Below are 22,706 nucleotides of genomic sequence, written 5' to 3'. Positions count from 1 at the left end.
CCCCCGATCTCCCTGCCGCCACCAAGGGCCGTGCTCGTGCCCGCGATCGGCGTCGATGCGCCGCTCGTCCCCGTCGGCTTGGACCCGGACGGGTCCATGGAGCTTCCCGACGTCGGCTTCGCCGGCTGGTATCGCCTCGGGCCCGTGCCCGGCGAGCCGGGCCCCGCGGTGATCGCGGCTCACGTGGACTCCTACGACGGGCCGGACGTGTTCTACCGGCTGCACCAGCTCGTCCCCGGAGACGAGGTGCATGTCGTCGGCGACGACGGCCGCCAAACGGCGTTCGTCGTCCGGGACGTCGAGTGGACGCCGAAGGACGCGCTGCCGGCAGATCGGATCTGGGCGTTGGGCGCCGCGCCCACACTGCGGCTCATCACGTGCGGTGGCGCGTTCGACCAGGGCGCCCGCACCTACCTGGAGAACGTGACCGTCTACGCGGACCTGGTCCCCGCGACCCCCGAAAGCGGCAGCGACCATCAGCCGCCGAGGCGGCAAGCCGAGGGCTCCCGCCCCTAGAGCGGGCCGGCAGGAGCCATGCGCGCCCGTGGGCGCCGTGCTCGGCCAGCCGCCGTCAGATGCTCATCACCGAGCGGGCGGCGATGACGAGGCCGCCGGCGACGATGAGACCGGCGGTCGCCACCGGCAGGACGGTCCACGCACGCAGCAGCAGTCCGGTGGACGGGCGGGCCTCGAACCGCGTGCGGGCGCGCAGCAGCAGGTAGCCGGCCCCCACGAGGGTCGCCGCCATGCCGATCCCGTAGGCGACGACGAGGGTCACGCCGAACCACGCCCGACCGAGGGCGATGCCGCCGAGCAGCACGACCAGCGCCGAGGGGCTGGGCACGAGCCCGCCGGCCAGCCCCGGGGCAAGCAGGCTGCGCCAGCCGAGCGGCGCGGAGCCGGCGGGGGCGCGCAGGGCATCGCCGTGAGCGTGGCCGTGGTCCTGCCCGTGCCCGTGGTCGTGCCCGTGCCCGTGGCCGTGGTCGTGCCCGTGGCCGTGGCGGCGTGCGTGTAGCGCTCGTCGCAGGAGCAGCGCGCCGACTCCGGAGAACAGCAGCCCGCTGGCCAGGCCGAGGTAGGGGTAGAGGCGCTCCGGCGCGACGGTCTGGGAGGCGGACAAGAGCACACCGAGAGCGAACACCCCCGCGGTGTGGGTCACCGCGACGGTGAGGCCGAGCCCCAGCGCCTGCCGGGAGGTGCCGCGGCTGCCGACGAGGTAGGCGGCTATGACCGTCTTGCCGTGCCCGGGGGCGACCGCGTGCAGCGCACCGAGGACGACGGCCATGCCGGTGGCGGCCAGCGCGAAGGCCGCGGTCAGCTCCTGCGTGGCCACGAGCGTCGTGAACGAGGTGGCGAGGCGCTCCAGCCCGCCGACGACCGACGCGCCGGGGTCGGCGGGGAGCACGCCGACGCCCGGCGCGCCGCCGGGGCGAGCCACGACGTTCGCCTCCCGCCGGTCGAGCGGGGACTGCAGCAGGTCCTCGGGGTAGCTCCTGAGCCGGTCACTGATGGTGCGGGCGGGCACGTCGGTCGCGCTGAGGGTCGCGCCGTCCCCGGTCGCGGTCACCTCCCGCCAGCCGAGGCGCCGCGGGAAGTTGCCGTCGACCAGCGTCACCGTCCGCTCGCCGTCGAGCGCCCCGGTCGCGGCGACGAGCCGGCACTCCAGCCGCAGCGTGTCGAGGCCCGCCTGGCCGGGCGGGAACGACAGGTCGGTCGCCGCCACCCGCAGCAGCGCGGGCGCACCGTCGACGTCGAGCTCCACGCCGGCGGCGATGTCGCGGCACTGCTCGGCCTCGTAGCGCCGGGCGGCCCGGTCGCTGACCTGGCCGTCCTCCTCGCGGCCGAGGCGGTCGATGACCTGGAACGCCGGCACCTCCGCGAGGTCGAGCACGTAGTCGACCCCGACGGTGTCGGCGGACACCACGAGGCCGGCGTAGGTGTTGGTGGTGAAGTTGCCGAGCGGGTGCGCCGCGGCGACGCCGGCCGGCGCCACGAGCACCACGGCCACCAGGGCGGCGACCGCGAGGCCGCGCCGGGTAGACGGGCCGCTCACCCCGCGTCGTCCCACGCGACCGGCGGCGCGACCCCCAGCCGGCCGGCAAGCTCGCGCGCGCGCTCGTGGTGGGCGACGGAGAACCACGGGTTGCGCTCGAGGGCCATGGCGAGCTCGTTGCGCGCCCGGTCCGTGTCGCCGGTCGCGGCGAAGACCTCGGCGGCGTGGAACCGCACGAGCGGGTCGGCGGTGTCGAGGCGCAGCGCGTCCTCCATCGGCGCGACGGCCTCCTCCGCACGACCGGCGCGCAGCAGCGCCCACGCCAGCACGTCCGCGGCGTAGACGTTGGCGGGCCGCGCGTCGTAGGCGCGCCGCGCGAGCTCCAGCGCGCGCTCGGGGTCCTCGCCGCGGTCGGCCTCGAAGAGCGCGAGCTCGAGATCGACGTTCTGACCGGCGTCCTCCTGCAGGCGCGCGATCACGCGGGCCAGCGCGTGCTGCTCGCGGGCAAGCTCGTGGTCACCGGCGCGGGCGTGCAGGTCGCCGAGCAGGATCACGGCGTCGGGTTGGGGGAAGCGGTCGACGACGGCCGTCAACCGCTCGATGGCTGCGCCGGTGTCGCCGCGGGCGGCCTCCACCCGGGCCAGCCCGACCTCGGCGGCGACCAGCCCCGGGGCCGCCTCGAGCGCCCGGACGTGAGCGGCCTCGGCGGCGGGCAGGTCCCCGCCCATGAAGTGCAGGTTGCCGAGGAGTGCCCGGACGGTGGCCACGTCGAACGCGGAGCCCGAGCCGGCGGACTCGGCGCGCTGCATGGCCTTGACCGCCCCGGCGAGGTCGCCGTGCAGCTCACGGAGGTAGGACGTCCGCGCCAGCGCGGGCAGCGAGGGCCGAAGGTCGAGCATGTCCTGGAGGTGCCTGGCGGCCGCGTCGTAGTCGCCGAGCTCCACGGCGGCGTCGACGAGCACACCGAGGACCTCAGCGCTGTGCGGCCGCAGCCGCCGGGCCCGCTCGCCGTACTCGCGCGCCCCCGCGAAGTCGTGGAGCGCCAGCGCGAGGTGGCCGCGAGCCAGCAGCGTGGCCGCGTGCTCCCTGTCGAGGCCGTCGGCGCGGTCGAGCGCCCGCCCCGCCAGCTCGTAGAAGGCCGGGTCGCCGACCTCGAGCGCACGCTGCGTGTAGGCGACGCCCAGGGCCTGCCAGGACTCGAGGTCGGCGGGGTCGGCCTCGACCGCGCGCTCCAGGCTCGCCACCCGGGCCTCGAGCGTGCGCGCCGCCGTGGGCGCAGCCGCGGGCCGGGCCGGCGGCTCGTACGTGACGAACCGGCCGATCGCGAGGCCCGCGAGGAGCGCGAGCACCGCCACGGTCAGGAGCGCCGTACGACCATCGCCGATCTGCGTCGGTTTACCTTTCGGGGGCCCCAGGCCTGCGGCGCGGTGGGTGTCGGACTCCGGTCTCCACAGTAGCCGGGCTCGCGAGCGACGGAGATTCAGGAAGATGCGACCCGACCGGCGAACGGGCGGCGCGGAAACTCCCTTGTGTGTTCGTGTCCGGCCGCCCGGTTGGATGGGATCGGGCGAGAGGGACGGCGTTGCGCCGAAGCGACGTTGACGAGTACGTCACACCGCACGCGCACGAGGTCGGGAGGACGCCCCCAGGCGGCCCCCGTGGCGCCGCCCGGGTGCCCGTCGCCGTGCAGACGCTGCTGGTGGCCGCCGTCGGCGTGGCTCTCGCCGTCGGCCTGACCGGCGCGATCGCGGGCGTCCGCGGCGCCGGCCGACACCCCGAGGCGGCGGTGACCGCCTTCCTCGACGCCCAGACGGCCGGCGACTTCGCCGCCTCCTACCTGCTGCTCAGCGCCGCCGACCGTGACCAGCCCCGCACGGCCGCCGGATGGCGCTTCGCCCACTTGTGCACCTCACCGACGTAGGCGTCGCCGATCCGTCTCCGTCCAGAGCGCCGGCGTTCCTGCCCAGCAGTAGAGCCATTCAAAATGCCTGGTCAGTGCGTCGGCTGACCGGATCGGGGCTCCATAGCCTACGACTCGAGGACACGGAGAGTCGACCCAGAACCTGACCTGACCGTGCAGATCATGGCCACCAAGGGGATGTACTAGGGTGCACCAATGGACTTCGGGCTCGACGTCGCCCAGCACCAGCTCTCGTGGGAGGAGCTGGCACGGCGGGTTCGCTTCGCGGAGGACGCCGGCTTCACGAGCGTCTGGGTCTTCGACCACTTCTCCCCGCTCTACGGCGACCCGAGGGGTCCGTGCCTGGAGGGGTGGACGCTGCTCGCGGCCCTCGCGGCGACCACCGAGCGCGTGCGCCTCGGCGCGCTCGTCACCGGCGTCACCTATCGCCATCCGTCGGTCCTGGTCGCCCAGGCCGTTACGGTCGACCACGTCTCCGCTGGGCGGCTCGACTTCGGGCTCGGCGCCGCCTGGCACGCCCGGGAGCATCACGCGCTCGGCATCGACTTCCCGCCAACCGGTGAGCGGATCGAGCGGCTCACGGAGGCCATCGAAGTGGTGCGGCTGCTCATGACCCAGGACGAGGCGGCCTTCACCGGGCGCCACTACCGGCTGGCGGGCGCGACGTACCGTCCACGGCCCGTCCAGCGACCCCACCCCCCGCTGTGGATCGGCGCGTCCGGGGCGCAGCGGATGCTGCCGCTCGCGGCGCGCACCGCGGACGTGTGGCACACGTTCGGCAGTCCCGCCGAGCTCGCCCGCAAGGCCCGCATCGTGGACGAGCACGCCGAGCGGGCCGGCCGCGACCCGGCTGCGATCCGTCGGGCGACGAACGTGTCGCTGTCCCAGCCCCCTGCCGCCATCCGCCGCGACGTCGAGCAGCGCGCCGAGCGCGGGTTCGACTATCTCATCGCGAGCTGGCCGGAGGAGGGGCAGGGGCGCGTGGAGTGCTTCGTGGAGGAGATCGCCCACCCCCTCGCGTCCCGGCCGCGCTGAACTTCGCCCGGCGGCGCCCCTCGCTACGGGCGCTCCCGCCGCGCGCGACCGGGCCCGCGCGCCCGCCGGTCGAGCGTTGACGCCGGCGGCGGGCGGGAGTACAACGGTCCGCGCGCGACAATCGAGCGCGCGGGACGGGTGCGGGACGGGACCACCGGGTCCACGGGGGCATCATCACGGGGGTTGGCACAGCTTGTCGGTGGCGTGCCCGTGCAGACCGGCGTCTCGGCCCGTTCTTCGCACAGGCTGCAGGAGGACAACGATGGCGATCTCAGAAGCGCTGCGGCGGCTGCGTGCCGTCGCAGCAGTGGCGGCCACATCGGCCTTGATGGTCGGCGCCGCGCTGCCGGCGGGGGCGGCGACGGTCGGCACACCGCTCGTGGGCGGCCTCGTCGCGCCGCTGGGCCTGGCGATCGGCAACGACGGGACGGTCTACGTCGTCGAGGCGTTCGCCGGCCGGATCACGACCGTCGACAAGAAGGGTCGGCGTGATGTGCTCCTCCAGACCGAGGAGGGCCTGGCCGGCATCGACGCCGGCGGCAAGGGCCAGACGGTGTTCACCACGACGGTCTTCCCCGAAGACGGCGCCCCGGCGAACACGACGCTGAGCCGGGTCACACCGCAGGGCAAGACCCGGACGCTCGCCTCTCTGCAGGCCTACGAGGAGGCGCACAACCCCGACCGCGGCAACGAGTACGGGTTCGTCGGCGCTCCCGCGGACTGCCTCGCGCAGCTCCCGCCCTTCCTCCAGCCCTACAGCGGCATCGTCGAGTCGAACCCGTACGCGGTCGCGATCGTTCCCGGCGGCTACCTCGTCGCGGACGCGGCCGCCAACGCGATCCTCAAGGTGGCACGCAACGGGCGCGTGACGACCGTCGCGGTGCTGCCGCCGATCCCGCAGGTCATCGACGAGGCAGCCGCCGCCGCCCTCTCCGAGATGATCGGCGAGGCGATTGACGACCCCGACTACCAGGTGCCCGGCTGCGTCGTCGGCCGCACCTACTTCGCCGAGGCGGTGCCGACCGACGTTGAGGTCGGGCCCGACGGGCACTACTACGTCTCGACGCTGCCCGGGTTCCCCGAGCTCCCGGGGGCCGGCTCGGTGTGGAGGATCAACTCCCGCACGGGGGCGGTGGAGCGGGTCGCCAGCGGCTTCACCGGCGCCGTCGACCTCGCGGTCGGCAGGGACGGCGTGATCTACGTCGCCGAGCTGTTCGGCGGCCGGATCAGCGCCTTCCGCAACGGCGTGGTCTCGACGCTCGTCGAGCTGCAGACGCCGGGTGCCGTGGAGATCGGACGCGACGGCCGGCTGTACGCGACGACGGGGGTGTTCCCACCGGGCAACGGCGCGGTCGTCGTCATCACCCCGTAGCGCGACCGGGGGACACCGGGAGCGGTAACCGCGAGCACCGCGCAGCGGGTGCTCGCGGTAGCCCTCTCCGGGGGTGCGCCCGCGTCTGGCCTGCGGTCGGCCGCACCGGTCGGCCGGCTCAGGTGAGGAGGTTGGCGATCACCGCGTCGGTCCCGGCCGTGGCGGCGCCTTCGCGCTCGGCGGGCGCGAGCCAGCGGACCTGGCTGCCCGACGGCGCACGGTCGACGGCGAGGACGTCGGTCAGGCGCTCGGCCACCGCCCGGACATGGCTGATCACCGCGACCATCCGCCCCCTCGTCGCCGAGGACTCGAGCGCGTCGATCGCGGCGTCGAGGTTCCCGCGGTCGAGCGCCCCGAACCCTTCGTCGAGGAACAGCGCGTCGAGGCGCCCGCCGGACCGGGCGACCATCTCGACCATCGCGAGGGCGAGGGCGAGGGAGGCGACGAACGACTCACCACCGGACAGGGTGCGGGGCGAGCGGGCGTGGCCGGTCTGGGTGTCGAACACCCGCCACTCGTCGTGCTCGTCGGTGATGTCGGCGAACGCGTAGCGACCGCTCGTCATCTCGTCGAGCAGCGTCGACGCGACGGCCAGCAGCGCCCGCGAGCGGCGCAGGGTCAGCCAACGGATGAACCGGCCGTCCTGCAGCAGCGTCTTGAGGTCGGTGAGGGCGCCGGCGACGGTCCCACCCTCGTCGAGGTGCGCGTCGAGCGCCGCGACGAGCGGCACGATCCGCGCGAGCTCCTCGGCGCGCGCACGGGCGGCGACAGCCTGCGCGCGCAGTTCGGCCTGGCGTTCTGACAGGTCCTCCGGGGACGTGACCTGCGCGGCGTCGAGCACCGCCGCGAGCGCGGCCTCCTGCGCCTCGGCCTGCCCCGCGGCGGCGGCGGTTGCCGCGCGGGCCGACTCTGACGCCGCAGCCGCCGCGACGGCGACGGCACGGGCGTCGTCGACGAGTGCTACCAGCGCCTCGTCGAGCTCCGGCACCTCTGCGGGCAACGCGACGCCGGCGTGCGCGCAGCCGCTCACCCGCTCGCAGATGCGCTCGAGGCGCGCGCGCAGGCGCGTGGCGGGCACGACGACGTCGGCGTGGCGCCGTTCGCGCAACGCACTGCGCTCCTCGCGCAGCCGGAACAGCGCCTCGCGGGCGGCGCGGGCGGCCTCTTCACGGGCGATGAGCTCGCGCTGGCGCTCGTGGGCGGCCTCCCGGGCGCCGGCGAGCAGGGCAGCGGCGAGTTGCTCGGGTCGCAGGGCCTCGACCGTGAAGGGCTGGGGGAGCGCCGGCCGGAACGGCGGTGGCAGGGCGGCGACCGCGACGGCGACCCGGTCGAGGCGGGTGGCCAGCCGGGCGGCCGCGTCCTCGGCGTCGTCCGCGGTCGTGCGCGATCGGCCCACGGTCTTCTGGAAGCCGTCACGGGCCTGCTGCGCGGCGGCGCGCGCGTCGCGCAGGGCGGCGGTCGCCTCCGCGAGGCCGGACGCTTCCGGCGCCTCCCAGCCGTCGGGGAGCGCCTGCGCGCACACGGGACATTCGTCACCGCGGTGCAGTCCGCGCGCGGCGGTCGCCGCGGCGTCCACTCGCCGCCACCGGGCGAGGACCTCCTCGGCGTCACGGGCCCGGGCCTCCGCCTCGTCGGCGTCCCCGCGCGTCCGCTCCACCTCGGCGCGCAGACGCGCGGCGACGGCCCGCAGGTCGCGGACGCGCCGGAGGTTGTCGGCGAGGTCGTCGAGGCTTGCGGAGAGGTTGTCGAGGGTGGTGACCGCGTCCTGCGTCACGGTGCCGTCCGGGCCGTCGTCGTCGGCGGTCTCCCGCCGCTCGTCGGCCGCGTGCTCGCGCGCGCGGATTTGCCCCTCGAGCGCCGCGAGCCGCCCGTCGAGCGCCTCGGCGGCGGCCGCGATGGCGGCGGCGTCCGCGGCCACGTCACCGGCGGCGGCGTCATCGAGCGCGCCGGCGGCATCACGGATGCGGCGGGCCGTCGCCCTTGCCTCGTCGGCGACCTGGCGGCAGCGGGTCCCCTTCCGCACGGCGGCGTCCACGTCCGCGACCGCCGTGTCGGCGTCGCGGGCTGCGGCCCGGGCGGTGGCGAGCTCGGCGGCGACGTCGTCGGGGTAGCCCTCGCGACGGCCCCGGAGCCGCTCGAGGTGGGCGACGAGCGCGCGGAGGGCCTCGTCGACCTGGGCACGGGCGGCGACGAGCTCGTCGGTGCGCCAGATCTGGGCGAGGATGCGGGAGCGGTCGACGTCGCCCTCGGTGAGCAGCCGGGCGAACTGGCCCTGGGGCAGCACGACCGTGCGGGTGAACGCCTCCCAGTCGAGGCCGAGGAGGCCCGCGATCGCGGGGTTGACGTTGCGGACGCCGTCGGCGGCCGGCCGGTCCCCGTCGAGGCAGACGAGCTCGGCGTGGGTGACGCCCGGGGCGCCGTCCTGACGGCGTTTCACCGCCCGCGTGACCTGCCAGGTGTGCGCGTCGGCGGTGAACGAGAGGCGGACCCGCATCTCCGGGCAGCCGTCGCCGAGCAGCGCACCGGCCTGCTTCGTCCAGGTGGCGTTGCCGTAGAGCGCCCAGGTGAGCGCCTCGAGGATCGAGGACTTGCCCGCGCCGGTGTCGCCGACGACCGCGATGAGCTCCCGGTCGCTGAAGTCGATCGTGACCGCATGGCGGAAGCTCCGCAGCCCCTCGATGGTCAGCGTGATCGGGCGCATCAGGGCTGCTCGGAATCGCGGAGCAGCCGGGCGAGACCGAAGTCGGCGGGCTGCTCGGTGTCGACACCCTCGAGCGCCGCGTCGAACAGCTCAACCACGCGCTCGGCGCTCGTGTGGCGGAGGTTCTGCGCGGCGGCGTACTCGCGGAAGAGCGCGCGCACGTCGGGCTCGGCGTCGCCGCCCGCGTCCTCGCGCAGCGGCCGGTCGGGGGTGGACGCCACCCGGTTGGCGACCTCGAAGATGGCCGCGTCGGGGCACAGGTCGGCGACCTTGTCGGCGAGCTCGGGGTCGGGGAGGTCGGTGGTGACGACCGCTTTCAGGATCCCGTCTCCGACGCGGGCCGCCGCGGCGCGGAAGGCCTCCAAGGATCCCTCGAAGCGCACGAGCCGGCGCCCGCCCGACACCGCGACCGCTTCGGCGCGAGCGGACCCTCCGGGGCGCGCCTCGACGGTGACCACCGACTTGTCCTCCCCGTGCTCGCCGAAGTCGATGGGGATCGGCGACCCGGCGTACCGACCGGTCACCGAGCCACCCGGCAGGGGCTGGGGCCGGTGGATGTGCCCGAAGGCGGCGTAGGTCACCGGCGGCACTGCCTCGATGCGGGTGGCGTAGTCCTCCGAGACGTGGACGGTGCGCTCGGTGCCGCCGAGCTTCGCGTCGTGGACGTGCAGGTGCGCGGCGTAGAGCAGCACATCGCGGTCGCCCCGATAGCCGTCCTCGAGGCGTGCCTGCAGCTGGCGGTTCAGCACGCGGACCCCATCGGCGTACGCCCCGGTCCACGCCGCGGGGTCGTCGGCGAGGAGGTCTACGAGAGCGTTGGGGTGCAGGAACGGCATGCACGCAAGGCGCAGGCTCTCGCCGTCGTCACCGGGGAACGCGAGCACGCCCGGCTCGGTGACGAACCACAGCCGCCGCGGGGCCGCGCTGGCGTCCTGGAAGGCGTCGAGCACCCGGAACAGCGCCTTCGAGTCGTGGTTGCCCGCGACGACGACCGTCGGCGCGACGGCCGACAGCCGCCCGAGCGTGTCCGCGGCGAGCTGCATGGCGTCCACGGGCGGGCGGGTCGCGTCGAACAGGTCGCCGGAGTGCACGAGGAGGTGGGGCCGGAACTCGCGGACGATGCCGGCGATCTCGTCGAGGACGCGGGCGTGATCGGCCGTCCGCGTCACCCGGCCGAGGGTCGTGCCGAGGTGCCAGTCGGAGACGTGCAGGAGCCGCATCGGTCAGCGCTTGCGGATCCGGTCGAGAAGCGCCGCCGCGCGCTCGGCCTCTTCGACGGCGGTCGGCTGGCCCTCGTCGGTGTTCGTCGCGAAGGCGGGGAAGGGGAAGCGCAGGGGCACCGGCTCGGGGATGAGCGGCTGCGCGAGCACCATCGTCCCGGGAAGGAAGCGGGCGGCGCGCTCGCGCAGCTCGGGCGACAGGAACCGGTACTCGACGGCCTCGCCGGCGTCGAGCCGCCCGACGACCTTGACCGCTGCGTTGCGCGGCAGGGCGGGCGCCACCGCGCTCGCGGCCTGCTGCGCCCCGATGAGCAGGACCCCGAGCGCCCGGCCGCGCTCGGCGATGTCGACGAGCAGCTCCTTCAGGGGGCTGCGCCCGTCGCGGGGGGCGTACTTGTTGAGCTCGTCGAGGACGACGAAGCGCAGCGGCTCCCGGCCGGTGCCCTGCTTGGAGTCCCACACCCGGGCGAGCAGCGCCCCGACGACGAACCGCTGCGCGTCGTCGTGCAGCCGGGAGATGTCGACGACGTGCACCCGCGCGGCCTCGAGGTCGACGGGGTCGACACCGGCGGAGACGAGATGGCCGATGCGCCGGCGCAGCTTCACCAGCCGGCGCACGAACGCCCGGGCGGTCCCCTGCTGGACCCCGCCGAGCCACGGGCGGGCCGCGTCCTCCGCCTCAGGGTCGGTGACGACGAGGCGGCGTTCGAGGAACGTCACGAGGTCGCCGAAGTCGCGGATGACCTCCCCTTCGAACGCCTGTGCCGTGGGAACGCGCCGTCCCGCGAGGCGGTCGGGGTCCCAGGGGGTGTCCTCCAGCGCACGGTCGCGCAGCACGATCGCGCCGGTCGCGGCGCCGTCGAGCGGCGCGAAGTGGCGCAGAAGCTGGAGGGTCACCTGCTGCTCGACGAAGCCGACCTGCGTCGCCCGCTCGTCCTCCTCGGTGAAGCAGTACTGCAGCAGCCCCTCGCGGACGAACGCCTCGGGGGTCCAGCCGTAGGCGACGACGTCGGCCTGCGACCGCGAGCGCACGTCGGGCACGACCGTCGTCGCGTCGCCGGGCACCCGTGGCGCGTAGAGGCGCACGTCGGCGAAGGCGCCGGGGTCGGGCACGCCGAGCGCCCCCCAGCCGGCCGCCGCGTCGGGCAGGTCGGGGAAGCGGCCGTTGGGCCGGTCGAGGTGGAGGAGGTCCTCGCCCTTCGTGTTGAACACGAGCGCTTTCGTGTTCGGCAGGTGCACGCCGAGCAGGTCACGGCCCTGCGCCGTCTCGAACAGCATGTAGAGCAGGAACAGCGCGTAGCTCGTCTTCGTCGCGACGCCGCTCACCCCGGAGATCGACACGTGCCCGCCGCGGCTGCCGTTCATGAAGTCGAAGTCGACGTGCAGCGGCTGCCCGGTCTGGTCGAGGCCGACGGGCAGCGGGCGTTGCATCTGGTCGAGGAAGAGCGCCTCGTCGCGTTCGGCGCCGACGCAGCGGGACACGACCATGCCCGGCTCGGGCGGCAACCACCACTCGGGCACGGTCCGCAGGATCTGCACCTCTACGCGACGGACGGTCTCGCCGGGCATCGTCTGCGCGCCGATGCGGGCGGTGTCCGAGGGGAACTCGGCGCCCTCGATGTGGCGTAGCGTCTCGACGACCATGCCGTAGTGGGTGACGCTCCCGCCGCCGGGCAGCGTCTGGGCGCACGTGACGAGCTCGTCGAGCTGCACGAGCGCGTCCTCGTCGAGCACGACGAAGAACCGACGGGAGCTCGCGTCAACCGAGCCGTCGACGAGGCCGATCCGGTGCGGGTCGGGGGGCATGGTCACCGGTCGACCGTACCGCTACCCGGGGCGGGCGCGGTCATGCCGCCACCTCGTTGACCCGCAGCGCCGCCTGGCGCACCGCGCGGACGGCGAGTGCGGCATCGCCGAGGAGGTGGCGCAGCCGCGACTCGAGCTTGGCGATCGGCTGGAGGTTGACCGGGGCGCGCCCGTCGAGGTGCGGCACGCCGGCGTAGCGGGGCAGGAGCAGCGCCGCGCGGTCCGCGGTGGCCGCCGCGGCGGCGAGGCCGACCGACGCGGGCAGCTCGAGGCGCACGATCCCCGCCCACGGCCCGCCCCACGCCGGGGGCTCCGCCACCCGCAGGTAGCATGCGTAGACGTCGGTCCTCTTCGCGAACAGGCTCGTGCGCTGACCGGCGCGCAGGCCGGGCACCCGGCGGTGCTCGTCGGCGGCGAGGACCGCGCGGTGATGGGTCTTGACGTAGCCCACGACCGGCAGGTCGCGGGACCGCACGTAGGAGAGCGGGCCGTCGACGACCGTGAGCACCCCCTCGGCGCACAGCGCCTCGGCGAGCACCCCCTCCGCCTGCCGCATCCGCTGCTGTAGCTCGTCGAGGGGTGCGTCGGGGTGCGCGCTGGCCACGGACACGCAGTCCCAGCCGAACCCGCCGCGGACCGGCGGCAGCTCGACCCGCTCGCCGCCGCCCCACACGACGAGCCGGCGCGTGGCGAGGTGGGCGAACCGGGGAGGTGCGCCGGGCTCGCACCGCACCGCACCGACCCCGTACGCGCCGGCGGCGCCGAACGCCATGCGACCGCCGTCGCGGACGACGCTCAGGCGCGCATCCCCCCGGCGGACACCGTCGACGAAGGCGACCGGGGCGCGCACCCCCGCGGCCGAGTCAGGGTCGCGCAGCGCCATCCGCCCGTCGGGCTCCTCGACGACCGGGGCGTCGACGTCCGCGTGGTCGTCGGCACCGATGACGTAGGCGCTGCCCACCTGCGGCCCAAAGCTCTCCACCCCGACCCGCGCAGCCATGCCATTCCTCCCGGATTCCGTCATGCGCGAACACCTTACGGGAGGGCTGTGACAGGATGCGGACAGGGGCGTGGCGAAGGAGCTTTTGGCAGCGGGTGGGTCGGGCAACTCCCGGGCCGGCCGGGTAGCGCTACGCGAGCTGTCGGAGCGTCTCGGCCCGTCGCCGTTCTAGCCCGCCGGGGCGGAAGGCCGGCGCACCGGGTCGCCAGGTCACGCCGCCGAGGTTGCCGTCGCCGGCGTCGTCACCTCCGCCGGCTACGCAGCAGCGCCGAGACGCGCTGTCGCGTAACCCCGAAGATCTCGCCGATGCGCTCCATCGTGAACCCCTCGGCGTGTAGCGCCCGGGCCTGCGCCCGCTGGAACCGGCTCGCCGCCTCGAGCAGGCGGTTGAGGTTCGCCCGGGTGACGTGGACGATGAGCGGCTCGTCGTCCCCGCTGACGATCTCGCCGTAGGTGGCGCCGCGGTTGCGCGCACGCCGGATCTGGTCCGCACGCTTCAGCGCCTGCTCGTTGGCCTTCGTGCTGTCCCGCAGGGCCGCGACGAGCTCGTCGAGCGCCTCGAGCACCTCGTCGCGCGGCTCCTCCGCCGTGTCCCCTCCCATGGCCAGCGACCCTACCGGCTCGTGAACCCGTGCGCAATACGTGTTGCCGCAACTCTTGTTGCAGCAAGGGGAGGTTGCCCCCTATCCTGAGGAGCGGTGGCGCCACGGGCGCGCCGCCCCGAGCGACCCGGCCCGTGGACCCGTCCATGAGACAGTCGTTTCCCCCCGATCCCGCGAGCGTCCCCCGCGCCCGCCGGTTCCTCACTGCGGCGCTGCGGGCCCACGGCCTGCCGGCCTGGCCGGCCGAGCTGCTGCTGTCCGAGCTCGTCGGCAACGTCCTCCGCCACGCCCGGACCGATTTCCACGTCGACATCGACGTCTCCGAGCGTGTGCGGGTGGAGGTACGCGACGGCACCGCCATCCTCCCCGCGCTGCAGGAGGCCCGTCAGGACGAGGAGCGCGGCCGCGGCCTCGCACTCGTCGCCGCGCTGTCCGACGACTGGGGGGTCTCGGCGACGTCGTCGGGCAAGCTCGTCTGGTTCGAGGTCGCACGCGATCATCTCGGGGCCGGCGCCCCGCCCTGATCCCCAGACCGCGGCGTGCGCGTTCGCCATGCGCGACGGCAGGGCCAGCGGGGATGCGCAGCCGGGGCCGGGACCAGGCGCTGACGGCCCCGGTCCGCGTGGAGCCGGCCTCTATGCTGGCCCGGCGATGAGCCACCGACAGCCGCACCTGACCGCGCGACTGCAGGGCCTCGGCACGACGGTCTTCGCCGAGATGAGCCAGCTGGCCGTGACGCACGAGGCGGTCAACCTCGGGCAGGGCTTCCCCGACTTCGACCCGCCTCCCGACGTGGCCGACGCAGCCGTGGCGGCCATCCGGGCGGGGCACAACCAGTACGCACCCGGCATCGGACTCCCGGCTCTGCGGGCGGCCGTCGCCGACCACCAGGGTCGCTTCTCGGGCCTCGTCTACGACCCCGCCACCGAGGTCACCGTCACCGCCGGCGCGACCGAGGCGATGTGCGCGACCCTGCAGGCGCTGCTCGACACGGGCGACGAGGCGCTGCTGTTCCAACCCTTCTACGACGCCTACCGGGCGTGCACGCGCATGGCCGGCGGTGTCGAGCGGGCGGTGACGCTGCGCCCCCCGGACTTCGCCTTCTCCGAGGCCGATCTCGAGGCGGCGGTCACCCCGCGCACGCGCGTAATCGTCGTCAACACCCCCCACAACCCCACCGGCAAGGTCTTCACGGCGGACGAGCTCGCGTCGATCGCGCGGCTGTGCGTGGAGCGCGACCTCGTCGCGGTCACCGACGAGGTGTACGAGCACCTCGTCTACGACGGCGAGCACGTCGCGCTCGCGAGCCTGCCGGGGATGCGCGAGCGCACCGTCACGATCTCCTCCGCGGCGAAGACCTTCTCGGTCACCGGGTGGAAGGTCGGCTGGGTGTGCGCCGCTCCGGCGCTGACCTCGGCGGTCCGCCAGGCGAAGCAGTGGATGACGTACACGAACGCCACACCGTTCCAGCACGCCGTCGTCACCGCGCTGGGGTTTCCCGACGCCTTCTACACCGACCTGCGCGACGGCTACCGCGCCCGCCGCGACCGGCTCCACGCGGGACTCGCCGCGCTCGGGTTCACCGCCTACCCGGCGCGCGGCGCCTACTACGTCACCGCCGACGTCCGCCCGCTCGGCTACGACGACGACGCGGCGTTCTGCCGCATGCTGCCCGAGGCGGTCGGTGTCGCGGCGGTGCCGTGCTCGGCGTTCTTCACCGACCCGTCGCCCGGACGCGGGCTCGTGCGCTTCGCGTTCTGCAAGACCGACGAGCTCATCGACGAGGGCCTCGCGCGCCTGCGGCGCCTCCCCGCCGCGTGACCGCTAAGTCCCCGCGCGTGGACCGCCGTCCCGAGCACGCGCCCGCACCGCGGCGCCTGCTGCTCCTGCGCCACGCCGCCGCCGCCGACGCGCCCGGCCAACCCGACCACGAGCGGCCGCTGACCCCGGCGGGTCGCGCGCAGGCGGCGCGCCTCGGCGGGGTCGTCGCCACGCACGCCCCCGACCTCGTCCTGTGCTCGTCGGCCCGCCGCGCCCGCGAGACCGTCGCCGCGCTCGGCCTGGACGGGTGCGTCGCGGTCGCGGACGACCTCTACCTCGCGCCTGCGCAGCTGCTGCTGGCCCTCGTCCGCGCGGCGCCCGACGACGCGACGAGCGTGCTCGTCGTCGCCCACAACCCCGGAATCGCGCGGCTCGCCGCCACGCTCGGAGACGACCCGCGCCTCGGCGGGGGCTTTCCCCCGGCGACCCTCGCGGTGTTCGCCCCGCACGCGTCGTCGTGGGCACAGCTCGGGTCGGCCCGGCTGCTCGACCTCGTGCGTCAGTAGCACCCGCGGGGCAGGCCGAGGCGGGCGCGGACGGTCGGGCCGAGCGCGAGGTCGTGGCCGAGCGTCACGCAACGCTCGGCCTGGGAACGGATGTCCGCGTCTGTCGCCTCGCCGGCGAGCTGATCCCCCGAGGACACCGCGATGCGCAGCGCGTCGGGAATCCACCCGCGCCCGCCGGTCAGGTGCAGCGTGACGTCCCACACGACCCCCGAGGAGGACAGCGTGAACGGGTGGATGCAGCTGTGCTGGAGGGGGGTGGGCCCCGCGCCGTCGGCGTACTCGACGACGAGTGCCCGCTGGCGAAGGTCCGCGTCCTCGGTCACCGGGGGGATGGGATCGTCGAGGGAGGTCAGCCGCCCCGCCGCGGCGAACGCGAGCCGGTCGGCGCCGAGCGCCATCGCGAGCGCCAGCACCTCGATGATGGGGTCGGTGTACGCGCCGTTCGGGAAGCCGCGCAGGAACGCGACGACGCACTGCTCCTCACCCATGAATCCGACGAGCAGCGGCCGCACCTCCCCCCGCCCGAGCAGGTCGGCGGTCGCGGTCTGCACGGTGAACCGCTCGACGTCGTGCCAGCGCAGCGGCATGGGTCCTCCTCACTCGGGCTCGCCCACAGCATTGGGCCTGGGCGCACGCCCCGCCCGGCCTATGCCCACAGCCCTGTGGACGACGCTATGGATCAGCGCCGGGGCGGCACCGCGACGCGGTCGAGGTCGCGCGCGACGACCACGTCGGCATGGTGGCGCGCGGCCTCGGCGGCGAAGGCGTCGAGGTCGGGGTAGCGCCGCGAGAAGTGGGTGAGGACCAGACGCCGTGCGCCCGCCTCCGCGGCGATGCGGCCCGCCTGCGTGGCGGTGAGATGGCGGTAGCGCTCCGCGAGGTCGGCGTCCCGCTCGAGGAACGTCGCCTCGCAGACGAGCAGGTCGGCGTCCGCGGCGAGCGCGAGCGCGGCGTCGCACAGCTTCGTGTCCATCACGAACGCGACCTTCTGACCCGGCCGCGGGGCGCTCACCTCCTCGAGGCGCACGCGGCGGCCCGCGACCTCGAGCGAGCCCTCCCGCTGGAGGCGGCCGACGTCGGGCCCCGCCACCCCCGCCGCCTCCAGCCGGTCGGGCAGCATCCGCCGGCCGTCGGGCTCGACGAGGCGCCAGCCGAGCGTGGCGGTGCGGTGCACGAGCGGGCGCGCCTCGATCCTGAACGCGGGCGCGTCGGCGACGGTGCCCGGCGCGCACGGGTGCGGCCGGAGCTGGTCGGCGGGTTGGTGCACCGTGGCGGTGAGCAGCCGCTCGTAGTAGCCCGTCCCCGCGGCGGGGAAGTAGACGTCGACGGGATGCGCCACCTGGTCGAGGCGCAGACGCTGCGCGACACCGGGCAGGCCGAGGCAGTGGTCGCCGTGGAAATGGGTGATGCAGATGCGGGTGATCGTCGAGGCGCTCACCCCCGCCAGCGCCATCTGGCGCTGCGTGCCCTCTCCGGGGTCGAACAGGACCCCCTCGGCGTCCCAGCGCAGCAGCGCGCCGTGGTGGTTGCGCTCCCGGGTGGGCACCTGGCTGGCGGTGCCGAGCACCACGAGCTCGCGCACCGACACGGCGCTAGCGGTCGGCGCGCGGAATGACGATCCAACCGACGATGTAGGCGATCTCGCCGGCCCCGAAAAGACCGAAGAACACGAACAGCACCCGGACGAGCGTGCGGCTGACACCGAACCGGTCGGCGAGTGCGGCGCACACGCCGGCTATCACCCGGCCCTGGCCGCGTGGGGGCCGCTCGAGCGTGCGCGTCCGCATGGCGTCTTCTATCACACCCTGCGGGCGTCCCGATCGGGTCGGGGACGGTGCCCGGTACAACCCCCGGGTCGCGGCCCGTGACGCGCCACCGGAGCGCGGTGTCGATCAGCGGTCGTAGGCGTGGCGGAACTGCACGCTCATGCGGGGCCCGGCCCGGCGCACCTTCGGCACGGCGTGGTCCCACGTGCGCTGGCAGGAGCCGCCCATGACGAGCAGGTCGCCGCGCCCCGGGACGTAGCAGACCGAGGGACCGCCGCCCTTCGGGCGCAGCCTGAACGGGCGCGGCTCGCCGAGCGACACGAGGGCGACGGTCGCCTCGGGCAGCTCGCGCGCCACCCGGTCGCCGTGCCAGGCGACGCTGTCGGCGCCGTCACGGTAGAGGTTCGCGCCGACCTGGGTGAGGGTCACGCCGTACCGCTCCGACAGCGCGGCGGCGAGCTCGGCGAGCACCGGCAGCGGCAGGTCGCCGTCGTCGAGGTGGTAGCGGGCGGTCAGCCGGGGCTCGACGACCCGCCGCTCGTACATCCAGCGGGTGTGCTCGGCCCAGCCCGCGGTGCGCAGCAGCGCGTCGAACAGCACGTCGGCACCGCGCACCCAGCCCGGGACGTGGTCGACCCACGCGCCGCCGGCCAGCTCCCGGCGGACGAGCCCGGTGAACGCCGGGTCGAACGTGATCGTAGCGCCGTCGCCGGTGTCGAGGAGCGACGGCTGCCAGGTCAGCGGGCAAGGCTCCCTCACGTCACCCAGAGTAGGCCGCCGGTCGGGGCCCGGCTCGCTTCTGCGGATAGGCGGCGAAACCCGGGCACGGGTGACCGTCGCGGTGACACGCGATCCGGGCGACACTTGCGCGCAGCCCGCCGCACTCGTCGAGGAGGCTCGCCCTGCACGCCTACATCGCGCTGCTGCGCGGCATCAACGTCGGTGGGCACCGGCGCGTGCGCATGGCCGACCTGCGCGCCCTGCTCGACGCGCTCGGCCTGCGGGACACGACGACGTACCTGCAGAGCGGCGAACGCCGTGAGCGCCCTCCCGCCGCATGCCGCGTCGGGCGGACCCGGAGAGGATGACGGATGAGGATCCAAAGCGGGCAGCTCGTGGCGCTGGGCTACGGCCGCTACGTGCGCTCCGACGACGTCGTCGCTGTTGAGCCGATCGTCGAGAACCGCGGGCCGGGCCGCCGGTCGCTCGTGTGGGTGCGGGGCGTGCCTGACCCGATCGTCGGCTCGCGCGCGGAGGCGTCGGTGGTCGACGACCTCGTCACCCCCGCGGAGGAGGCGGCCCGCATGCGCCAGCTCCGCGACACCCTGGAGCGGATGACCGCCGCACTGGAAGCGGTCCCGCCGGTGCTGCGCCGGGTCATCGACGAGGAGACCGGGCTCGACCTCACGACCCTCGTCGAGGGCGCCCGGCGGGTGCTGCGGGACTGAACGGTGTCCCGCGCTACCGGCTCGTGCTGCCGCCCGAGCCCTGCACGCGGAGGACGAGCCCGTTCGCCGACGCCGCACGGGAGGTCGCAACCGGGTTTCAATAGGGCCATGGCGACCACGATCCCGATCGGCCCCCATGCCCTGTCCGAACGCGAGTTGGTGGCCGTGGCCCGCGACGGCGCGGCCGTGGAGCTCACCCCTCTCGCCCTGCAGGCGATGGCGCACTCCCGGGCGGTGATCGACGCCCGCGCCGGCGAGCCGGTGCCCGCCTACGGCGTGTCGACGGGCTTCGGCGCGCTCGCCGTCCGTCACATTCCCGGCGACCGGCGCAGGCAGCTGCAGCGCAGCGTCGTGCGATCCCACGCGGCGACCGCGGGCCCGGAGATCGAGGGCGAGGTGGTCCGCGCGCTCATGGCCCTGCGGCTTCGCAGCCTGGCCACCGGGCGTACCGGTGTGCGCCCCGCGACCGCACAGGCCCTCGCGGGGCTGCTCAACGCGGGGATCACCCCGGTCGTGCGCGAGCACGGCTCACTCGGATGCTCGGGCGACCTCGCGCCGCTCGCGCACGTCGCGCTCGCGCTCATGGGAGAGGGCGACGTCCGCGACGCCACCGGTGTGGCGGGCCCGGCCGCGGAGGCGCTGAGCGGAGCCGGCCTCGCGCCCGTCGGCCTCGCAGAAAAGGAGGGACTTGCGCTCATCAACGGCACGGACGGGATGCTCGGCATGCTCACCCTGGCGTGCGCCGACCTCGCCGGGCTGCTCGCCGCCGCCGACGTCGCCGCCGCCATGAGCGTCGAGGCGCTGCTCGGCACCGACCGCGCGTTCGCGGCCGACCTCATCGCCCTGCGCCCCCACCCCGGACAGGCGGTCGCGGCCAGCAACATGCGACGGCTCCTCGAGGGCTCGGGCGTCGTGGCGTCGCACCGGGGGCCCGAGGACACGCGCGTGCAGGACGCCTACTCGCTGCGGTGCGCGCCGCAGGTCGCGGGTGCCGCCCGCGACACGCTCACCCACGCACGGCTCGTGGCGGCGCGGGAGCGCGCGAGCGCCATCGACAACCCCGTCGTGATGCCCGACGGCCGTGTGGAGTCCGGCGGGAACTTCCACGGCGCGCCGGTCGGCTACGCCCTCGACTTCCTCGCGATCGCCGCCGCCGACGTCGCCGCCATCTCCGAGCGGCGCACCGACCGCTTCCTCGACATCGCCCGGAACCACGGGCTGCCCGCCTTCCTCGCCGACGACCCGGGGGTGGACTCCGGCCTCATGATCGCCCAGTACACGCAGGCCGCCGCGGTGGCCGAGCTCAAGCGCCTCGCGGTGCCGGCCAGCGTCGACTCGATACCGACGTCGGCGATGCAGGAGGACCACGTGTCGCTCGGCTGGTCGGCCGGGCGCACGCTGCGACGATCGCTCGACGCGCTCACGATCGTGCTCGCCGTCGAGGTGCTCACCGCCGCGAGGGCCCTCGATCTGCGCGCCCCGCTGCCGCCCGCCCCGGCCACCGGCGCCGTCCTGGCCGCGGTGCGCGAGCGCGTCGCCGGCCCCGGCCCCGACCGCTACCTGTCGCCGGAGATCGAAGCCGCCGCCGACCTCGTGCGCACCGGCGCGGTCGTCGCCGCGGCCGAGGCCGTGACCGGTCCCCTCGACGAGGAGGTCGCGCGGTGACCACGACGAGCCGACCCCGCACCGTCCGCGCCGCGCGGGGGTCCACGCGCACCGCCCGGGGCTGGCCGCAGGAGGCCGCCCTGCGGATGCTGCAGAACAACCTCGACCCCGATGTCGCCGAGCGTCCCGACGAGCTGGTCGTCTACGGCGGCTCGGGCAAGGCCGCACGCGACTGGCCGAGTTTCGACGCGCTCGTCGCGACCCTGACCGGTCTGCGCGGCGACGAGACGCTGCTCGTGCAGTCGGGCAAGCCCGTCGGCGTGCTGCCGACCCACGAGTGGGCCCCGCGGGTGCTCATCGCGAACGCGAACCTCGTGCCCGACTGGGCGAGCTGGGAGGAGTTCCGCCGTCTCGAGCAGCTCGGCCTCACGATGTACGGGCAGATGACCGCCGGGTCGTGGATCTACATCGGGACGCAGGGGATCCTCCAGGGCACCTACGAGACGTTCGCGGCGGTGGCCGCACGCCGCTTCGGCGGTTCGCTGTCGGGGACGCTCACCGTCACGGGCGGGCTCGGAGGGATGGGCGGCGCGCAGCCCCTCGCCGTGACGATGAACGGCGGCGTGGCCCTTTGCGTGGAGTGCGACCCGGCGCGGATCGACCGGCGGCGGGCGACCGGCTACCTCGACGTCGTGGCCGGCGACCTCCACGCGGCGCTGCGCCTGGCGGAGGAGGCGCGGGCCGCGCGGCGTGCGGTGTCGATCGGCGTGCTCGGCAACGCCGCGGAGGTCCTGCCCGAGGTGCTCCGCCGTGGCGTGGCGGTCGACGTCGTCACCGACCAGACCTCCGCGCACGACCCGTTCGCCTACCTGCCGGCAGGTGTCGCCTTCGCCGACTGGCGCACCGAGCGTGAACGGGACCCCGAGGGCTTCGTGCAGCGCGCCCGGGCGTCCATGGCCGCCCACGTGGAGGCCATGGTCGGCTTCCTCGACGGCGGCGCGGAGGTGTTCGACTACGGCAACTCCCTGCGCGCCGAGGCGCTGCTCGGCGGCTGTGCCCGCGCCTTCGACTACCCCGGCTTCGTGCCCGCCTACATCCGGCCGCTGTTCTGCGAGGGCAAGGGCCCCTTTCGGTGGGTCGCGCTGTCGGGCGACCCCGCCGACATCGCGGTCACCGACGCCGCCGTGCTCGACGAGTTCGGCGACGACGAGGCGCTCGCTCGCTGGATCCGCCTCGCCGGCGAGCGGGTGGCCTTCCAGGGGCTGCCCGCACGCATCTGCTGGCTCGGCGCCGGCGAGCGGCACCGGGCGGGACTGCGCTTCAACGAGCTCGTCGCCTCCGGCGCCGTAGCCGCGCCGATCGTCATCGGCCGCGACCACCTCGACGCCGGGTCGGTCGCCTCGCCCCACCGGGAGACCGAGGCCATGCTCGACGGATCCGACGCGATCGCCGACTGGCCGCTGCTGAACGCCATGGTCAACGTCGCCTCCGGCGCGGCGTGGGTGTCGATCCACCACGGCGGCGGCGTCGGGATGGGCCGGGCGATCCACGCCGGCCAGGTCAGCGTCGCCGACGGCACCGACCTCGCGGCCGCGAAGCTCGAGCGGGTGCTCGCCAACGACCCCGCCACGGGGGTGCTCCGCCACGCCGACGCCGGCTACGACCGGGCGCGCGAGGTCGCCCGTGAGCGTGGCATCCGCGTGCCGATGCCGCCGGTGTAGGTGCGCGGCGGCTGCCGGGTGGTCGGGCCGGCCGGTCGCGGGGCCGCCGTCGCCCCTCGCCCGTCGCCGGCGCCCCGGCGCGGGGCCGCGTGCGATGATCCCGGCGTGAGCGTCTACGCCTGCGAGCTCGCGTGGCTGCCCACTCCGGACGGGGGCGGGCGGGTCGAGCGGGACGTCGCCGTCACGGTG

Annotated in this window: 22 protein-coding genes; 11 read left to right on the top strand and 11 right to left on the bottom strand. The window is 75.1% G+C overall.

What is annotated here, in order from left to right:
• Nucleotides 1-516, top strand: a 516-nt coding sequence (locus VM324_06650; GenBank protein ID HVL98951.1) for a class F sortase, incomplete at its 5' end; no start/stop codon positions are given.
• A gap of 55 nt (nt 517-571) precedes the next feature.
• Here VM324_06650 and VM324_06645 read toward each other — a convergent pair.
• Together VM324_06645 and VM324_06640 are read right to left on the bottom strand one after the other, a co-directional pair.
• The gene (locus VM324_06645; GenBank protein HVL98950.1) at nt 572-2,053 is read right to left on the bottom strand and encodes a hypothetical protein; all 1,482 of its coding nucleotides are present in this window, start codon (nt 2,051-2,053) and stop codon (nt 572-574) included.
• Nucleotides 2,050-3,348 carry a tetratricopeptide repeat protein gene (locus tag VM324_06640; GenBank protein ID HVL98949.1) on the bottom strand — a complete coding sequence of 433 codons (1,299 nt, stop codon included), beginning with the start codon at nt 3,346-3,348 and terminating at the stop codon, nt 2,050-2,052. Before VM324_06640 ends, VM324_06645 begins: the two co-directional genes overlap by 4 nt.
• Before the next feature lie 227 nt (nt 3,349-3,575).
• Here VM324_06640 and VM324_06635 point away from each other — a divergent pair, with 227 nt between their 5' ends.
• The 3 genes from VM324_06635 to VM324_06625 all read left to right on the top strand — a co-directional run bounded on the left by VM324_06635 (nt 3,576) and on the right by VM324_06625 (nt 6,321).
• Complete coding sequence (locus VM324_06635) at nt 3,576-3,914, top strand: hypothetical protein (protein ID HVL98948.1); 339 nt, start codon at nt 3,576-3,578, stop codon at nt 3,912-3,914.
• Between the two features lie 195 nt (nt 3,915-4,109).
• Nucleotides 4,110-4,949: a TIGR03560 family F420-dependent LLM class oxidoreductase gene (locus VM324_06630; protein ID HVL98947.1), complete on the top strand. Its 840-nt coding sequence runs from the start codon at nt 4,110-4,112 to the stop codon at nt 4,947-4,949.
• 262 nt (nt 4,950-5,211) lie between these two features.
• Complete coding sequence (locus tag VM324_06625; GenBank protein ID HVL98946.1) at nt 5,212-6,321, top strand: ScyD/ScyE family protein; 1,110 nt, start codon at nt 5,212-5,214, stop codon at nt 6,319-6,321.
• 118 nt (nt 6,322-6,439) lie between these two features.
• On the opposite strand, the gene VM324_06620 is transcribed toward VM324_06625, so the two are convergent.
• The 5 genes from VM324_06620 to VM324_06600 form a co-directional block, all read right to left on the bottom strand.
• Nucleotides 6,440-9,022 carry an SMC family ATPase gene (locus VM324_06620; GenBank protein ID HVL98945.1) on the bottom strand — a complete coding sequence of 861 codons (2,583 nt, stop codon included), beginning with the start codon at nt 9,020-9,022 and terminating at the stop codon, nt 6,440-6,442.
• Entirely contained in the window at nt 9,022-10,242 is a 1,221-nt protein-coding gene (locus tag VM324_06615; protein ID HVL98944.1) for an exonuclease SbcCD subunit D, read from the bottom strand. The genes VM324_06620 and VM324_06615 overlap by 1 nt, the downstream gene beginning before the upstream one ends.
• Before the next feature lie 3 nt (nt 10,243-10,245).
• Complete coding sequence (locus tag VM324_06610) at nt 10,246-12,054, bottom strand: ATP-binding protein (GenBank protein HVL98943.1); 1,809 nt, start codon at nt 12,052-12,054, stop codon at nt 10,246-10,248.
• Between the two features lie 34 nt (nt 12,055-12,088).
• Nucleotides 12,089-13,048 carry a hypothetical protein gene (locus VM324_06605; GenBank protein ID HVL98942.1) on the bottom strand — a complete coding sequence of 320 codons (960 nt, stop codon included), beginning with the start codon at nt 13,046-13,048 and terminating at the stop codon, nt 12,089-12,091.
• A 242-nt stretch (nt 13,049-13,290) separates the two neighbouring features.
• Complete coding sequence (locus tag VM324_06600) at nt 13,291-13,650, bottom strand: hypothetical protein (protein HVL98941.1); 360 nt, start codon at nt 13,648-13,650, stop codon at nt 13,291-13,293.
• Nucleotides 13,651-13,796: 146 nt separating this feature from the next.
• Between VM324_06600 and VM324_06595 the strand changes: the two genes are divergently transcribed.
• From VM324_06595 to VM324_06585, 3 genes are all read left to right on the top strand, one after another.
• Nucleotides 13,797-14,174 carry an ATP-binding protein gene (locus tag VM324_06595; GenBank protein HVL98940.1) on the top strand — a complete coding sequence of 126 codons (378 nt, stop codon included), beginning with the start codon at nt 13,797-13,799 and terminating at the stop codon, nt 14,172-14,174.
• Between the two features lie 127 nt (nt 14,175-14,301).
• Nucleotides 14,302-15,471 (top strand): aminotransferase class I/II-fold pyridoxal phosphate-dependent enzyme, encoded by a 1,170-nt coding sequence (locus VM324_06590; GenBank protein ID HVL98939.1) that lies wholly within the window; start codon nt 14,302-14,304, stop codon nt 15,469-15,471.
• A 17-nt stretch (nt 15,472-15,488) separates the two neighbouring features.
• Nucleotides 15,489-15,977, top strand: a complete 489-nt coding sequence (locus VM324_06585) for a histidine phosphatase family protein (GenBank protein ID HVL98938.1) — start codon at nt 15,489-15,491, stop codon at nt 15,975-15,977.
• On the opposite strand, the gene VM324_06580 is transcribed toward VM324_06585, so the two are convergent.
• From VM324_06580 to VM324_06565, 4 genes are all read right to left on the bottom strand, one after another.
• Complete coding sequence (locus tag VM324_06580) at nt 15,971-16,564, bottom strand: hypothetical protein (protein ID HVL98937.1); 594 nt, start codon at nt 16,562-16,564, stop codon at nt 15,971-15,973. The two genes, VM324_06585 and VM324_06580, sit on opposite strands and share 7 nt — an antisense overlap.
• Before the next feature lie 92 nt (nt 16,565-16,656).
• Nucleotides 16,657-17,559: a ribonuclease Z gene (locus VM324_06575; protein HVL98936.1), complete on the bottom strand. Its 903-nt coding sequence runs from the start codon at nt 17,557-17,559 to the stop codon at nt 16,657-16,659.
• 10 nt (nt 17,560-17,569) lie between these two features.
• Nucleotides 17,570-17,764, bottom strand: a complete 195-nt coding sequence (locus VM324_06570) for a PspC domain-containing protein (protein ID HVL98935.1) — start codon at nt 17,762-17,764, stop codon at nt 17,570-17,572.
• 105 nt (nt 17,765-17,869) lie between these two features.
• Nucleotides 17,870-18,502, bottom strand: a complete 633-nt coding sequence (locus VM324_06565; protein HVL98934.1) for an alpha-ketoglutarate-dependent dioxygenase AlkB — start codon at nt 18,500-18,502, stop codon at nt 17,870-17,872.
• A 92-nt stretch (nt 18,503-18,594) separates the two neighbouring features.
• On the opposite strand from VM324_06565, the gene VM324_06560 reads away from it, so the two are divergent.
• From VM324_06560 to hutU, 4 genes are all read left to right on the top strand, one after another.
• Nucleotides 18,595-18,831, top strand: a complete 237-nt coding sequence (locus VM324_06560) for a DUF1697 domain-containing protein (GenBank protein HVL98933.1) — start codon at nt 18,595-18,597, stop codon at nt 18,829-18,831.
• Between the two features lie 3 nt (nt 18,832-18,834).
• Nucleotides 18,835-19,191 (top strand): hypothetical protein, encoded by a 357-nt coding sequence (locus VM324_06555; protein ID HVL98932.1) that lies wholly within the window; start codon nt 18,835-18,837, stop codon nt 19,189-19,191.
• A 108-nt stretch (nt 19,192-19,299) separates the two neighbouring features.
• Entirely contained in the window at nt 19,300-20,856 is a 1,557-nt protein-coding gene (hutH, locus tag VM324_06550) for a histidine ammonia-lyase (protein ID HVL98931.1), read from the top strand.
• Nucleotides 20,853-22,517 (top strand): urocanate hydratase, encoded by a 1,665-nt coding sequence (gene hutU / locus VM324_06545; protein HVL98930.1) that lies wholly within the window; start codon nt 20,853-20,855, stop codon nt 22,515-22,517. Before hutH ends, hutU begins: the two co-directional genes overlap by 4 nt.
• The last annotated feature ends 189 nt before the right edge of the window (nt 22,518-22,706 follow it).

It is taken from the genome of Egibacteraceae bacterium, assembly GCA_035540635.1.
In the GTDB taxonomy this organism is placed as follows: domain Bacteria; phylum Actinomycetota; class Nitriliruptoria; order Euzebyales; family Egibacteraceae; genus DATLGH01.
The sequence above is the reverse complement of the archived record's forward strand: the minus strand, read 5'-3'. Positions and strand labels throughout refer to the sequence as shown.